The following is a 14,340-nucleotide window of genomic DNA, read 5'->3' as shown; positions in this document are numbered from 1 at the left end:
CCGGTCGACGAGAGCGGGGAAGCACCGTGATGTTGCGCATCGGGGCCGAGGAGGAGTTCCACCTCGTGGAGGCCGGGAGCGGACGGCTGGTGCCCAGGGCCGGCGCCGTCCTCGAACGGCTGGCCGGAGCCGGGTTCGCGCCCGAGCTGCAGCGGTCGGTCGTGGAGAGCAACAGCGGGGTGCACGACACCCTGGACGGCCTCCTCGCCGACCTGACCGCGTCCCGGCGCCGGCTCGCCGCGACGGCCTCCTCCCTCGGACTGGCCGTGGTGGCCGCCGGCACCGTCCCGCTGGCCGCGCTCGCCCCGGGCGACGTCACCGACGACCCGCGCTACCGGCACATGGCCGAGCGGTACCGGCGGGTCGCCGACGAGCAACTGGTCTGCAGCGCGCAGGTGCACGTCGACGTACCCGACCGGGACACGGCCGTACGCGCCATGTGCCTGGTCTCGCCCTGGCTCCCCCCGCTGCTGGCGCTCTCCGCCAGCTCCCCGTTCTGGCTGGGCGCCGACACCGGTTACGCGAGCTGGCGGACCATGCTGTGGCAGCGCTGGCCCACCGCCGGACCGGCCGGCTGCCACTGCGGTGCCGACTCCTACGACGCCCTGCTGGCGGACCTGCTCCGCTCGGGGGTCATCAGCGACCCGGGAATGGTCTATTACGACGTCCGGCCCTCCGCGCACCTGCCGACGCTGGAACTGCGCATCTGCGACGCCTGCCCGCGGGTGACGACGGTGGTGCTGGTGGCCGGGCTCTTCCGGGCGCTCGTCCACGACGCCTGCGCCCGGCTCGCCCGGCGCGACCCACCCGGGTGCGACGGTCACCACGAGTGGCTGCGGGCCGCCACCTGGCAGGCGGCGCGCACGGGCCTCGAAGGCCCGCTGGTCGATCCCGTCACCCGCCGTGCCGCCCCCGCCCGCACGGTCCTGGCGGGCATGCCGGCCCGGTTCCGCCCGGCGCTGGAGGCGTCCGGCGACTGGGACACCGTCCGTGAGCTGCTGGACGCGGCCCTGGCCGACGGCAGCGCGGCGCGGCGGCTGCGGTGCACGGCCGGACAGCTGGGTCAGGCCGCCGCCGTACGGCTGCTGGCCGCCGAGACCCGCGGTGCCACGTCGGGGGCCGCCCGAGCGGCCCGCTCCGGCGGCCCCGGCCGCTCCACCGGCGCCACCGCCTCCCGCCCGCTCGCGCCGGGCCCGGGGACCGGCCGGGGGACGTGAGCGGCGTACTTCGCCCCGGCACTCCCCCGCCGGGGCGTTTCGGAACGCGCCGGACGGGCAACTCCTTGTGTCGAGCGCGCTGCAGCCGGGGAGTCGCCATGTGGAAGCGCAGGAAGCGCGTACGGTCCGCCGTACCCGTGCCGCTGGAACTGTGCGACCTGTGCGCCCTGACCTTCCCGGCGGACGAGGCGGTGCGCGGGTACGTGCCGGACTCGTCGGCCGTGCACCCCACCGAGGACTGGTTCGACGGGCTGCGGCTGGTCACCGCGTGCGGTGAAGCGCACTTCGCCGCCGTCCAGGAGCGCTACCGCCACCGCCCCTTCGTCCAGGAGGAACTCTGGGCGGCCAAGATCGACCGCGCCCTGAGCGGCGGCACGCCGGTGCTCACCATGGGGCAGCTCGGCTGCCGCACGGGGCTGCACGCACCGGAGATCCGGCGCGCCATCGCCTGGCACAACGCGCACCGGCCGCACGGCCCACAGCCCTGACGGGCGGGACAGCCAGGACACGGTTTCGCAGGCCTGCGCGGCGGGCACCCGGGGCGGACCCGTCGGCCGCACCGCCCCGGACGGCGGAGCGTGCCCGGACGGGCGCCGAGCGAGGAGGCCGGACATGAGCGAGCACGACACCGCCGCGGTGGGCCGGGCGGAGGACGGCCGTCCGACCGCGTCCGGCGACCTGCTGTCCGGGCCGCAGCCCGACGTGGCCCGGGCCGCCGGTTACCCCGACGCCCCGCCGCGGGTGGGTTTCTTCACCGACACCTCCGTCTGCATCGGGTGCAAGGCGTGCGAGGTGGCGTGCAAGGAGTGGAACTCCGTGCCCGCGGACGGACTGGGACTCAGCGGCATGTCCTACGACAACACCCGCGGCCTGGGCGCGAACACCTGGCGGCACGTGGCCTTCATCGAACAGACGAGGCCGGCCGGCCCCGCGGAACGCGCGGCGGGCGCCGAGGGGTTCGACGTGTTCGAGGCCGCCCGCGCCCTGGACACCCCGGGGGCCTCCCCGGCCTCACCTGCCTCTCCGGCCCCCTCGGGGCCCCCGGTGTCCCCGCCCGCCCCCGACGGGCGGACGGAGCTGCGCTGGCTGATGTCCTCCGACGTCTGCAAGCACTGCACGCACGCCGCCTGTCTGGACGTCTGCCCCACCGGAGCGCTCTTCCGCACCGAGTTCGGCACGGTGGTGGTCCAGGAGGACGTGTGCAACGGCTGCGGGTACTGCGTGCCGGCCTGCCCCTACGGGGTCATCGACCAGCGGGAGGAGGACGGCCGGGTCTGGAAGTGCACCCTGTGCTACGACCGGCTCGGGGTCGGCATGGAACCGGCCTGCGCGAAGGCGTGCCCCACCGAATCCATCCAGTTCGGCCCGCTGGAGGAACTGCGGGAGCGGGCCGCCGACCGGGTGGAGCGGCTGCACAGGGACGGCGTCACCGGGGCCCGGCTCTACGGCGAGAACCCGCAGGACGGGGTGGGCGGCGACGGCGCGTTCTTCCTCCTGCTCGACGAGCCCGAGGTCTACGGGCTGCCGCCCGACCCGGTGGTCACCACCCGCGACCTGCCGGCGATGTGGAAGCACGCGGCGCTGGCCGCCGCGGCGCTCGCCGCCCTCGGCGTCGCGAGCTTCGTGAGGAGGCCCCGATGAGCGGACCGGGCGACGAGAGGCGGACGGGACCGGACGGCGGGCGGGGCCCCGACGCGGGCGACGCAACCGGCGGCGGACCGGCCGTGACCCGGGGCGGTGTCCGGGGCGCGCGCCCCGGCCGGCAGGCTCCGGCGCCCGGCCCGGCCGACCGGCCGGGACACACGGACCGCTCCGGGCGCGCCGGACGGTCCGGGCGAGGCCGGCGCCGGCGCGGCGAGCAGCCGATGGTGCCCGACGCGGCGTTCTCCTCGTACTACGGCGAACCGGTCCTGAACAAGCCCACCTGGAAGCCGGCCGACATCGCCGGGTACCTCTACCTCGGCGGGCTGGCGGGCGCGTCGTCCCTGCTGGCGGCAGGCGGGCAGGGCACCGGGCGGCCGGATCTGGCGCGCGTGGCGAAGCTGGGCGCGGCGGGTGCCATCAGCCTGTCCCTGGGCGCGCTGGTGCACGACCTCGGCCGGCCCGCGCGCTTCTTGAACATGCTCCGCGTGTTCAAGCCCACCTCGCCGATGAACACGGGTTCGTGGCTGCTGGCCGGGTACGCGCCGCTGACCCTGGCCGCCGTCGCCGCCGACCTCACGGGCCGTGCGCGGCTCGCCGGGGCGGGCGCCACCGCCGGGGCGGCCGTGCTGGGTCCGGCCGTGGCCACCTACACGGCCGTGCTGCTCTCCGACACGGCGGTGCCGTCCTGGCACGAGGGCTACCGGGAACTGCCGTTCGTCTTCGCGGGGTCGGGGGCGAGCGCGGCGGCCGGGCTGGCCCTCCTCTGCGCGCCGCCGCGGCAGGCCGGGCCCGCGCGCCGGATGGCCGTGCTGGGTGCCACGCTGGAGCTGGGCGCCTTCCGGTGGATGAAGCGCGGGATGGGCCTGGCGGCCGAGCCGTTCGAGCAGGGCCGGCCGCACCGGCTGCTGCGGGCGGCGGAGCTGCTGACCGCGGGCGGCGCCGTGCTGGCGGCGTACGCGGGCCAAGGCGCCGGGCGGCGCGGGCGCGGCGGCCGGGTGCCGGCGGCGGTCGCGGGGGCGGCGCTGCTGACGGGTTCGGCCGCGCTGCGCTTCGGGGTGTTCCACGCCGGTGTGGCCTCCGCCGAGGATCCCCGCTACACGGTCGTACCCCAGCGCGAGCGGCTGCGCGCCCGCGCCGGCTGACGGCGGCACGGCCACCGCCGGACGGGTGACCGGGCGGCGGTCGAACGGGTGAGCGCCCGGCGGCCGTACGGCCCCGCACCGCCCCGCCGCGGATCCGGTTTCACCGCACGAGGACGGGGTACCCCGCAGCCACCGCGCCGCTCCACGGAGCGCCGTAACCGGAGAGGAGGGCCACGAAATGGGTGTACGCACCTGGATCGACTCCTGGCCGGTCTACCGCCAGCTCACCGGCACCGACCCGCTGGGCCGGGGCGCCGCGGCCAAGAGCGGGCCCACCGCGCGGCTCACCCCCCGGGTCGCTTCCGCCGACCGGGTCGTGAAGTCGGTCTGCCCCTACTGCGCCGTGGGCTGCGGCCAGAACGTGTACGTCGAGGACGAGCGGGTCACGCAGATCGAGGGCGACCCCGACTCCCCGGTCTCGCGCGGGCGGCTGTGTCCCAAGGGCTCGGCCAGCCTCCAGCTGACCACCGGGAGCGCCCGCGAGCACCACGTGCTGTACCGGCGTCCGCACGGCACCGAGTGGGAGCGCCTGGACCTGGACACGGCGATGGACATGATCGCCGACCGGGTCATCGAGGCGCGGCGCGCGGGCTGGCAGTGGGAGGTCGACGGCACGCGCACCCGGCGCACGCTCGGCATCGCCAGTCTGGGCGGGGCGACGCTGGACAACGAGGAGAACTACCTCATCAAGAAGCTCTTCACGGCGCTCGGGGCGATCCAGATCGAGAACCAGGCGCGTATTTGACACTCCTCCACCGTTCCCGGTCTGGGAACCTCGTTCGGCCGCGGCGGCGCGACCACCTTCCAGCAGGACCTGCAGAACGCGGACTGCATCGTCATCCAGGGCTCGAACATGGCCGAGTGCCATCCGGTCGGGTTCCAGTGGGTGATGGAGGCCAGGGCGCGCGGCGCCAAGGTGATCCACGTGGACCCGCGGTTCACCCGCACCAGCGCGCTCGCGGACGTGCACGTGCCGCTGCGCGCGGGCTCGGACATCGCCTTCCTCGGCGGGATCATCAACCACGTGCTGAGCACCGGCGCGTACTTCCGTGACTACGTCGTCGCGTACACCAACGCGCCGGTGGTGCTGCGGGAGGACTTCCGCGACACGGAGGACCTGGACGGGGTGTTCTCCGGGCTGGACCCCGACAGCCGCAGCTACGACAACACGAGCTGGCAGTACGAGGGCACCGAGATGCAGGCGGCCTCCGGGCAGCGCGACGAGGAGTACGACAAGCGCACCGGCTCCGCCCCGGTGAGCGAGGCGGCGGGCAGCGAGTCCCACGGCTCGGGCGGCCCCGCCCTCGGCGAGGACGAGCCCGAACGGGACGAGACCCTGAGCCACCCGCGGTGCGTGTTCCAGGTGCTCAAACGGCACTACGCCCGCTACACGCCCGAGCTGGTGGAGCGGATCTGCGGGGTGCCGCAGGACCTGTTCCGGCGGGTGTGCGAGCTGGTCACGGAGAACTCCGGGCGCGAGCGGACCACCGCGTTCGCCTACGCGGTGGGCTGGACCCAGCACACCGTGGGGGTGCAGTACATCCGGGCCGCCGCCGTGCTGCAGAGCCTGCTCGGCAACATCGGCCGGCCGGGCGGCGGCATCATGGCGCTGCGCGGGCACGCCTCCATCCAGGGGTCGACGGACATCCCCACCCTGTTCAACCTGCTGCCCGGGTACATCCCGATGCCGTACGCGCACCGCAACGAGGACCTGGACGCCTTCGTGCGCGGCGAGGCGGCCCGCAAGGGCTACTGGGGCAACATGCGCGCCTACATGGTGAGCCTGCTCAAGGCCTACTGGGGCGATGCGGCGACGGCGGAGAACGACTTCTGCTTCGACTACCTGCCGCGTCTGACCGGCTCGCACTCCACCTACGAGACGGTGACGGCCCAGCTGGAGGGGGTCTGCAAGGGTTACTTCCTCATGGGTGAGAACCCGGCGGTCGGTTCGGCCAACTCCAAGCTGCAGCGGCTGGGCATGGCCAACCTGGACTGGCTTGTCGTACGGGACTTCTCCCTGATCGAGTCGGCCACCTGGTGGAAGGACGGCCCGGAGACCGAGACCGGCGAGCTGCGCACGCAGGACATCGGGACCGAGGTGTTCTTCCTGCCGGCCGCCGCGCACACCGAGAAGGACGGCAGCTTCACCAACACGCAGCGGCTGCTGCAGTGGCACCACCAGGCCGTCGAGCCGGCCGGGGAGGCGCGCAGCGACCTGTGGTTCACCTACCACCTCGGGCGGATCATCCGGGAGAAGCTGGCCGGGTCGGCCGATCCGATGGACCGGCCGGTGCTGGACCTGACGTGGGACTACGCGACGAAGGGCGAGCGGGCCGAGCCCGACGCGGAGGAGGTCCTGGCGGAGATCAACGGCCGCGACGCCGAGGGCCGCCCGCTGGCCTCGTACGAGCAGCTCGCGTCCGACGGCTCCACCGTCTGCGGCTGCTGGATCTACTGCGGGGTGTACGCCGACGGGGTGAACCAGGCGGCGCGGCGCAGGCCCGGCGGCGAGCAGGACTGGGTGGCGTCCGAGTGGGGGTGGGCGTGGCCCGCCAACCGCCGCATCCTGTACAACCGGGCGTCGGCGGACCCCGACGGCAGGCCGTGGAGCGAGCGCAAGGCGCTCGTGTGGTGGGACGCCGACGCGGGCGAGTGGACCGGCCACGACATCCCCGACTTCAAGAAGGACAAGGCGCCCGGCCACCGGCCACCGCCGGACGCCACCGGTCCCGAGGCGCTCTCGGGCACCGACCCGTTCGTCATGCAGGCCGACGGGAAGGCCTGGCTGTACGTGCCCTCCGGACTCACCGACGGGCCGCTGCCGACCCACTACGAGCCGCAGGACTCCCCCTTCCCGAACCTGCTGTACGGCCGGCAGCGCAACCCGGTGCGACAGGTCATGCCGTCCGTCCCGGACAACCGTTACCAGCCCAGCGGCGACGAGCCCGGCTCGCAGGTGTACCCGTACGTGGCCACCACCTACCGGCTCACCGAGCACCACACGGCGGGCGGCATGTCCCGCTGGCAGCCCTATCTGGCGGAACTGCAGCCCGAGTTCTTCTGCGAGGTGTCGCCGGAACTGGCCGCCGAGCGCGGGCTCGAACACACCGGGTGGGCGACGATCGTCAGCGCCCGGGGTGTCGTCGAGGCACGGGTGCTGGTGACCGACCGCGTGCCGCCGCTGAGGGTGCACGGCCGCACCCTGCACCAGGTGGGGCTGCCCTACCACTGGGGTCCCAACGGCCTCAGCACCGGTGACGCCGCCAACGAGCTGATGCATCTGTCCCTGGATCCCAACACGCACATCCAGGAGACCAAGGCGTTCGCCGTCGACATCCGGCCGGGGCGCCGCCCCCGCGGCCCGGCCGCACCGGCGCTGGTGCGCGCCTACCGGCAGCGGGCCGGCATCGACGACCGCACCGGGACCGAGCCCTGACCGGCCCCCGGCGCGGTCCCGGCACGGTCGGCTCCTCGTCCGCTCATCTCAGGACGAGCGAGTGCGGGCCGGGAGCGACCAGCTCGCCGATCACCGGAGCCCCGGGCACCTCCCCGGCGACGAGCAGGCCGCCGGAGGTCTGGGCGTCGGCCAGCAGCAGCCGGGTGTCCGGGTCGGTGGCGCCGAAGTCGGTGAAGGGGGCCACCCACTCCAGGTTGCGCCGGGTGCCGCCGCTGACGTAGCCGTCGCGTACGGCCTCCCGGGCGCCGTCCAGGTAGGGCACGGCCGCGGTGTCGAGCACGGCGGTGACGCCCGAGGCGCGCGCCAGTTTGTGCAGGTGTCCGAGGAGTCCGAAGCCCGTCACGTCGGTGGCGCAGCGGGCCCCCGCGGCGACGGCGGCGGCCGCCGCGTCGCGGTTGAGGGCCGTCATGGCCGCCACCGCCTGCGGGAACCGTTCCCCGGTGGCCTTGTGCCGGTTGTTCAGCACTCCGAGGCCCAGCGGTTTGGTCAGGGACAGCGGCAGGCCGGGCCGGCCGGCGTCGTTGCGCAGCAGCCGGCCGGGGTCGACGAGGCCGGTGACGGCCATGCCGTACTTGGGTTCCGGGTCGTCCACGCTGTGCCCGCCGCCGACGTGGCAGCCGGCCTCGGCGGCGATGTCGAGGCCGCCGCGCAGCACCTCGCGGGCCAGCTCGAAGGGCAGCACGTCGCGGGGCCAGGCCAGGAGGTTCACGGCGAGGACCGGGCGGCCGCCCATGGCGTACACGTCGGACAGGGCGTTGGCCGCGGCGATGCGGCCCCAGTCGTACGGGTCGTCGACGACCGGGGTGAAGAAGTCGGCGGTGGACACCAGGGCCGGGGCCGCGGAGCCGTGCGGGGCGGGCAGGGCGACGACCGCCGCGTCGTCGCCGGTGGCCGGTCCGACCAGCATCGGGATGTCCTTCGGTGCCGGCAGCGGCGGGGTCAGTCCGCCGAGCAGGTCCTCCAGTTCGCCGGGCGGGATCTTGCAGGCACAGCCGCCGCCGTGGGCGAACTGCGTGAGCCGTACGGGCGTTTCGCTGCTGGCGGTCATGCCGGGTCCTTCCGGTAGCCTGGCGGGCGGTGGAGGCGTGTGGGTGCCTGGTGGCCCTCCCGGTCTTCAAAACCGAGGTGTCCGAGGATCTCGGGCAGGCGGGTTCGATTCCCGTCCGCCTCCGTCCCCCGCAAGCTTCCTACCTGCGAAAACACATAGCCCGCAGGTGCCGTGGCCAAACCATGGCCGCACGAGGGCCTCTCAAGGTCAGAAATGCGCCTTACGCTCCCCCCGTGGTTCCCGGCCGGCAGCGGCGGTGCTGGTCGTCGATCCGTTCGGTGTGTCCGCGGGCGTCGAGGAGTTCCAGCAGCGGCACGGCGACCCGCCGGGTGGTGCCGAGGGCCCTGCGCGCCTCGCTCAGGGTGAAGGGCTGCGGCAGTCCGCGCAGCACGGCGGCGGCCTCCGTGTCCGCGCCCGGCAGCAGGACGACTCCCTCGGTGACGCGCAGCAGCGCGCCCGCCCGGACGGCGGCGGCCAACGCCTTGCGGTGCAGCCCGAGTTCGGCCAGGCGGTCGGCCTCGGGGGCGCGGAAGGGCGTCTTCTCCAGCTCCTCGCGCACGGCGTCGACAGCGGCCCGCAGGGGCGGCGGCAGTGCGGGGCGGGCCCGGGCGGGGACGTACAAGCGGCCTTCCTTGCCGAGCAGCCCGGTGGCGCCGGGGGTGCGGGCCAGGGCGTCCACGAGGGTGCGGTCGGGCAGGCCGAGCAGCCGCCGGGCCGCTTCGGCGGGCAGGCCCGGCTCCATGGGGTGCTGCTCGGCGTACCGCTCGACCTCGGCGGCCAGCCGCTCGCGCAGCCGGGCCCAGTGCGCCGGGTCGGCCAGCCAGTCGCCGGTCACCGGCGCGGTGGGCGCGGGCACGCCCATGGCCAGCAGTTCCGAGCGGCGGACGAGGCCGCGGCGGCGCAGTTCCGCGGCGCCGTCGGGCCGGCCGGTCAGTGCGGCCAGCTCTGCGGCGCGGGCCCGGCCCGCGCCCCGCCGCTCCAGGGGCGGGGGCCGGACGTCGAGGACGGTCGCCGCGCAGGGCGGCCGGCCGCCGCCCGGCTCGCGCAGCACCGCCCGGTCGCCCACCCGCAGCGGCAGGCGCCGGCTCAGGGTGAGCCTCGCGGTGTCCTCGCCCAGGGGGCGCACGGTCACCGGGACTGCGGCCGTGCCGAGGTGCAGCCGCAGCGTCCGCGGCAGGTCACCGGTTCCCTCGCCGCCGACGCGGACGTCGGCCAGGTCGGTGAGCAGCCAGCGGTCCGGGGTGAGCAGCACGTCCCCGCGGCGCAGCGCTCCGTCCAGGGGGCCGTGCACGTTGACCGCCACCCGCGCCACCCCGCTGACGGCCGTGCGTTCCTGCTGGAGGCACTGCAGCGCGCGTACCCGCAGCGCGGTCGTACCGTCCGAGGCCACCAGGCGGTCCCCCACGCGCAGGGTGCCCGCGCCGAGCGTGCCGGTCACGACGGTGCCGTGCCCGCGCACCGTGAACGCGCGGTCCAGCCACAGCCGTACGTCGGCGTCGGCGGGGGGTTCGGGCAGGGTGCGGGCGAGGCGGGCCAGTTCGGCGCGCAGCCCGTCGAGGCCGGCGCCGGTCACCGCGCTCACCGCGACGGACGGCACGGTGCCCAGGGAGGTGCCGGCCAGCCGCCGGACGGCGTCGGCGCGCACCGGCTCGGGGTCGGCGAGGTCGCTGCGGGTCACGGCGAGCACGGCGTGCCGGACGCCGAGCGCGTCGAGGATCACCAGGTGCTCCTGCGACTGGGGCTGCCAGCCCTGGTCGGCGGCGACCACGAAGAGCACGGCGGGCACGGGCCCGGCCCCGGCCAGCATGGTGGCGACGAACTTCTCGTGTCCGGGCACGTCGACGAAGGCCAGGTACTCGCCGTCCGGTGCGGTCCGGGTCCACACGAAGCCGAGGTCGAGGGTGAGCCCGCGGCGCCGTTCCTCCTCGTAGCGGTCGGGTTCCATCCCGGTCAGGGCGCGCACGAGGGCTGACTTGCCGTGGTCGACGTGGCCGGCGGTGGCCAGGACCCGCATGGCGCCGCCTACCTTTCCGCGACCCGGCGCACGGCTTCGGCCAGCCGTTCGTCGTCCTCGGGCGGCACGGCCCGCAGGTCGAGCAGGCACCGCCCGCCCTCGACCCGCCCCACCACGGGCAGCGGGCCGGTGCGCAGGGCGGCGGCCCAGGATCGAGGCAGGGAGAGGGCCGCGCTGGGCAGTGTCACGCCGGGTGCGCCGCCGCCGCCGACCGTGGCGGCCGAGGCGACGGCCCGTACGTCGATGCCGGCGCCGCTCAGGCCGGCGGCGAGCTGCCCGGCGCGCCGGTCCAGTTCCCTGGGGTCGGCGGTGAGGGCCGTGGCGGTGGGGGTCGCGGGGCCCGTCAGGGTCGCCTCCAGGGCGGCGAGTGTCAGTTTGTCGACCCGCAGCGCGCGGGCGAGCGGGTGCCGGGCGAGGCGGTGCACGAGGCCGGCGTCACCGAGGAGCAGTCCGCACTGGGGGCCGCCGAGCAGTTTGTCCCCGCTGGCGGTCACCAGCGCCGCGCCGGCCCGCAGTTCGGTCGCGGCGTCGGGTTCGTCGGGCAGCAGCGGATGGGGGGCGAGCAGGCCGGAGCCGATGTCGACGACGACCGGGACGCCGAGCGCGGACAGGTCGCGGGTGGCGACGGCGCGGGTGAAGCCGCTGATACGGAAGTTGGACGGGTGGACCTTCAGGACGAACCCGGTCTGCGGGCCGACGGCCTCCGTGTAGTCCGCGACCGCCGTGCGGTTGGTGGTCCCGACCTCGCGGAGCCGGGCGCCGGTGGAGACCAGCAGGTCGGGCAGGCGGAAGCCGTCGCCGATCTCCACCATCTCGCCGCGGCTGATGACGATCTCGCGCCCGGCGGCGAGCGCGGTCGCCGCGAGGACGAGGGCGGCGGCGCCGTTGTTGACGACGTGTGCGGCGGCTGCCGACGGCACGCGTGCGCGCAGCGCGGCCAGGGCGCTGCGGCCGCGCCGGGCGCGGACACCGGCGCTCAGGTCGAGTTCCACGTCGGTGGGTCCTGCCGCGTCCTGCACCGCCTGCCGGGCCGCCGCCGACAGGGGCGCCCGGCCGAGGTTGGTGTGCAGGAGGACGCCGGTGGCGTTGATCACCGGGCGCAGTCCGCCGGCCGTGGGCGGCAGCAGCGCGAGGGCGGTGTCGGCGACGTCCTCGGGGGCCACCGTGCCGTGGCGTGCCTGCTCCTGTGCCTGCCGTACGGCTGCCTTCACGGGCCGCGGCCCGAGCCGGCCGGCGGCCTGGAGCAGCCGCGGGTCGCGCAGGACGGTGTCGGTGCGGGGAATGCGCCGCCGGGCGTCCGGCGCCGGCCGCTCCCGGGCGGTGGTGCCGCGAGGACCGGCCCCGGACGGGCCCGGCCCGGTCGTCCCCGTGGTCGCGGCCGTGCCACGCTCTCCGTGCCCCGCGACCCGTTGGTCCACCGCAGCCCCTCCGTTCCGAGCGCGCTCTCCCGGCCGTCCTGGCGGGCCCATCGTCCCTCAGCGACGGCGGTCCTCCGCACGACACGCCGGTACCCCGGCGGCGGCGGAGGACACGTCCGTACGCTACGGACCGTCAGGCGCTGGGCGGGCGGCCGTCAGGCGCCGGGCGGCCGGCCCTCCGGTGCTGGGGCGGGCGGCCGTCCGGGGCTCGGCAGCCGGGCGTCAGGTGCTGAGCAGCCGGTTGAAGAAGGACCGGTAGCGGCGCAGCGCCTTGCGCAGTTCCTCCGTGTCCACCTGTTCGCCCTGGCTCCACTGCCCCTCCAGCTCCTCCTTGTGACGGGCGAAGGTCGCGGCCAGGGTCTGCATGACGTCGGCGACCAGGGTGTCGGCGGCGTGCACGGCGTCGCGCGGGTCGTCGACGAACTTGTTCTGCGTCTCGTGCCAGCGGTCGCGGAACCCCTGCTCGTCCTCGGTGCTGAGCAGGCGGGGGGCGTCCTCGCCGTCACCGGCGGGCCCGGTCGTCTCCGGGGTCCGGGCGGTGTCCGGGCTTCCTGCTGCTGCCGGGCCCTCTGCCGTGTCCTGGCCTCCTGCCGTCTCCCCGGTTCCCGTCGTGCCGGGAGGCGCCGTGTCCGTGTCCGGGGTCGCTTCCGCGTCCGCGGTTCCGGCCGCGCCGGCGGACCTTTCCTCTCCGGCCGTCCGGTCCGGACGGTCCCCCTGCGGGGTCGTGGCCGTACCGGCCCTGCCCGGCGAGGGGGTGCCGGTGCTCTCCCCCGGGTAGAGAGGGGCCTCGCGGGAGGCCGTTCCCGGTTCACCGGTCCGTTCCGGTGGGCCGGACCCCTGCTGCGCCAGGTCCTCGGTGGACAGGCCGCCGCTGAAGCGGCTCGGCTGGTCTTTGTCTCTGTGCATGGTGTTCCTCCCTGCCGGGCCGGCGTCGTCGGTGTCGTCGGCGGGCGCCGGCCGGGGTGGCAGGCCGGGTGTCAGGACCGGGCGGGTGCCCGGCCTCCGTCGGAGAGCAGTTCGTCGAAGAGCGCGCGGTAGTGCACCATGGCGCCGCGCAACTGCTCGGTGGTGGCCTTGTTGCTGGTGCTCAGCGTCTCGATCTCGTGGGCGGCCCGGTAGTGGTCGAGCGTCCGGCCGTGCTCGACCGACAGGTCGGCGGCCTGCTGCTCGAAACCGCCGGTGGGATAGCCGCGCTCGTGCATGAGCGAGGTCACCAGCCGGTCCGCGTCGTGCACCGCGTCCTCGGGCCGGTCCACGAACTCCTCCTGGACGCTGCTCCACTCGCGTGTGTAGCGCTCCCGCGAGACGGCGGGCAGCGGCTTGATGTCCAGCGAGTCGTGCCGCTTTTCGCGGTCCTTGAGTTCGCGCTCGCCCGCCCTGCGGCTTTCGGCCTCCTGGACGGTCCGTTCGTACTCGGGGCCGAAGCGCTTGCGGAGACGGCGGCGCCGGCTCAGCAGCGAAACCGCCACGGCGATCAGGGCCAGCACGACGACGATCGGGATGATGATGGCGAGAAGTGTTCCCGTGGACATGTGATGCACCCCCTTGGGCACTGCTTCGCGTGCCCAACATCGGTGGGATTATGCGTAAGTGTTGGGTTCCACCCCTTTCGCCCCGATTTTTTTCTCGTGGTCCGCACCCGCCGCTCAAGATGCCGTCACGCGAACGGACGACTAGCGTCTACCAGTGAGAGCCGCAACCGGGGGGACGCCCCGGGCGAGGTCTCCACCGCGGGGCCCGCCGGACGTGTCGCACCTCCGGCTGTGACGCCGACGACCGCGCCGCACGGTCTCTCACGACTGGGCGCGGCCATCATTCTCGCGCTGTTCCCCTTGCGCGAGACGATGGAAGGAAAGGTATTACCCATGCGAGCACAGCGCGTCAGGCGCCTCTTCGCCGTGTCCGCGGCCGGCATCATGATGGCCGGCGGCGCCGCGATCGGCGCGGCCGGGACCGCGTCGGCCCACGACTCCAACTACGACTCCAACCACCACTCCGGATACAGCCGCGACTGCTCGGACCGCGGCGGCTGGTGGGACGACTGCGGCTACGGCAACCACCGCGGCGACCGTGGCGACTACGGCGACCACGGCGGACGCGGGGACTACGGTGACCACGGCGGACGTGGGGACTACGGTGACCACGGACGCGGCGACCACGGCGGTGACCACGGCGGACGTGGCGGTGACCACGGCGGCGGTGACCACGGCGGACGCGGCGGTGACCACGGCGGCGGTGGCGGCCACGGCGGTGGTGGCGGCCACGGTGGTGGACGCTGACCGAGAACCCACAACCATATGAGCCACGGCGTGCGGTGCGCGGACCGCACGCCGGGGCGGGGGTGTGGGGGCGGGGGGATGAGCGGGATGTGCGCCGCGCCCCGTGCCGGCGGGGGAGTTC

The 14,340-nt window shown here is 75.2% G+C and carries 11 protein-coding genes and 1 tRNA gene; 7 read left to right on the top strand and 5 right to left on the bottom strand.

Going from position 1 to position 14,340, the window contains the following annotated elements; translation table 11 throughout:
* The first annotated feature begins 29 nt into the window (after nt 1–29).
* The 5 genes from ABZ719_RS27065 (at nt 30) to fdh (ending at nt 7,439) form a co-directional block, all read left to right on the top strand.
* On the top strand, nt 30–1,217 hold the full coding sequence (locus ABZ719_RS27065; RefSeq protein WP_366727768.1) for a YbdK family carboxylate-amine ligase: 1,188 nt from the start codon (nt 30–32) through the stop codon (nt 1,215–1,217).
* A 98-nt stretch (nt 1,218–1,315) separates the two neighbouring features.
* A complete protein-coding gene (locus ABZ719_RS27060; protein ID WP_366727767.1) occupies nt 1,316–1,705 on the top strand; it encodes a hypothetical protein in 390 nt (129 codons plus the stop codon).
* Nucleotides 1,706–1,829: 124 nt separating this feature from the next.
* Entirely contained in the window at nt 1,830–2,858 is a 1,029-nt protein-coding gene (locus ABZ719_RS27055; RefSeq protein WP_366727766.1) for a 4Fe-4S dicluster domain-containing protein, read from the top strand.
* 224 nt (nt 2,859–3,082) lie between these two features.
* The gene (nrfD, locus tag ABZ719_RS27050; protein WP_366727817.1) at nt 3,083–4,003 is read left to right on the top strand and encodes an NrfD/PsrC family molybdoenzyme membrane anchor subunit; all 921 of its coding nucleotides are present in this window, start codon (nt 3,083–3,085) and stop codon (nt 4,001–4,003) included.
* A gap of 178 nt (nt 4,004–4,181) precedes the next feature.
* Complete coding sequence (fdh, locus tag ABZ719_RS27045) at nt 4,182–7,439, top strand: formate dehydrogenase (RefSeq protein WP_366727765.1); 3,258 nt, start codon at nt 4,182–4,184, stop codon at nt 7,437–7,439.
* 43 nt (nt 7,440–7,482) lie between these two features.
* Here the strand turns inward: fdh and selD are convergent, their stop codons facing one another.
* Nucleotides 7,483–8,508, bottom strand: a complete 1,026-nt coding sequence (gene selD / locus ABZ719_RS27040; RefSeq protein ID WP_366727764.1) for a selenide, water dikinase SelD — start codon at nt 8,506–8,508, stop codon at nt 7,483–7,485.
* Nucleotides 8,509–8,539: 31 nt separating this feature from the next.
* Here selD and ABZ719_RS27035 point away from each other — a divergent pair.
* Nucleotides 8,540–8,632, top strand: a tRNA-Sec gene (locus tag ABZ719_RS27035).
* 96 nt (nt 8,633–8,728) lie between these two features.
* Here the strand turns inward: ABZ719_RS27035 and ABZ719_RS27030 are convergent.
* The 4 genes from ABZ719_RS27030 to ABZ719_RS27015 form a co-directional block, all read right to left on the bottom strand.
* On the bottom strand, nt 8,729–10,522 hold the full coding sequence (locus ABZ719_RS27030) for a SelB C-terminal domain-containing protein (RefSeq protein WP_366727763.1): 1,794 nt from the start codon (nt 10,520–10,522) through the stop codon (nt 8,729–8,731).
* Between the two features lie 8 nt (nt 10,523–10,530).
* A complete protein-coding gene (selA, locus tag ABZ719_RS27025) occupies nt 10,531–11,805 on the bottom strand; it encodes an L-seryl-tRNA(Sec) selenium transferase (protein ID WP_366727816.1) in 1,275 nt (424 codons plus the stop codon).
* A 357-nt stretch (nt 11,806–12,162) separates the two neighbouring features.
* Complete coding sequence (locus tag ABZ719_RS27020) at nt 12,163–12,846, bottom strand: hypothetical protein (protein WP_366727762.1); 684 nt, start codon at nt 12,844–12,846, stop codon at nt 12,163–12,165.
* A 71-nt stretch (nt 12,847–12,917) separates the two neighbouring features.
* Nucleotides 12,918–13,472, bottom strand: a complete 555-nt coding sequence (locus ABZ719_RS27015; protein ID WP_366727761.1) for a hypothetical protein — start codon at nt 13,470–13,472, stop codon at nt 12,918–12,920.
* Between the two features lie 333 nt (nt 13,473–13,805).
* Here ABZ719_RS27015 and ABZ719_RS27010 point away from each other — a divergent pair, with 333 nt between their 5' ends.
* Entirely contained in the window at nt 13,806–14,219 is a 414-nt protein-coding gene (locus ABZ719_RS27010) for a hypothetical protein (protein ID WP_366727760.1), read from the top strand.
* Nucleotides 14,220–14,340: the final 121 nt, after the last annotated feature.

This window comes from Streptomyces sp. NPDC006743, from assembly GCF_040703815.1.
Taxonomy (GTDB): domain Bacteria; phylum Actinomycetota; class Actinomycetes; order Streptomycetales; family Streptomycetaceae; genus Streptomyces.
Note: the sequence above shows the minus strand (reverse complement) of the source record. Positions and strands in the feature narration are given on the sequence as shown.

What these genes read in the sequence shown, in the direction of transcription:
- ABZ719_RS27020 (WP_366727762.1), bottom strand. Translation starts at nt 12,846, where the DNA reads ATGCACAGAGACAAAGACCAGCCGAGCCGCTTCAGCGGCGGCCTGTCC.
- ABZ719_RS27055 (WP_366727766.1), top strand. Translation starts at nt 1,830, where the DNA reads ATGAGCGAGCACGACACCGCCGCGGTGGGCCGGGCGGAGGACGGCCGT.
- ABZ719_RS27060 (WP_366727767.1), top strand. Translation starts at nt 1,316, where the DNA reads ATGTGGAAGCGCAGGAAGCGCGTACGGTCCGCCGTACCCGTGCCGCTG.
- ABZ719_RS27010 (WP_366727760.1), top strand. Translation starts at nt 13,806, where the DNA reads ATGCGAGCACAGCGCGTCAGGCGCCTCTTCGCCGTGTCCGCGGCCGGC.
- ABZ719_RS27065 (WP_366727768.1), top strand. Translation starts at nt 30, where the DNA reads ATGTTGCGCATCGGGGCCGAGGAGGAGTTCCACCTCGTGGAGGCCGGG.
- ABZ719_RS27015 (WP_366727761.1), bottom strand. Translation starts at nt 13,472, where the DNA reads ATGTCCACGGGAACACTTCTCGCCATCATCATCCCGATCGTCGTCGTG.
- nrfD (WP_366727817.1), top strand. Translation starts at nt 3,083, where the DNA reads ATGGTGCCCGACGCGGCGTTCTCCTCGTACTACGGCGAACCGGTCCTG.
- ABZ719_RS27030 (WP_366727763.1), bottom strand. Translation starts at nt 10,522, where the DNA reads ATGCGGGTCCTGGCCACCGCCGGCCACGTCGACCACGGCAAGTCAGCC.
- selD (WP_366727764.1), bottom strand. Translation starts at nt 8,508, where the DNA reads ATGACCGCCAGCAGCGAAACGCCCGTACGGCTCACGCAGTTCGCCCAC.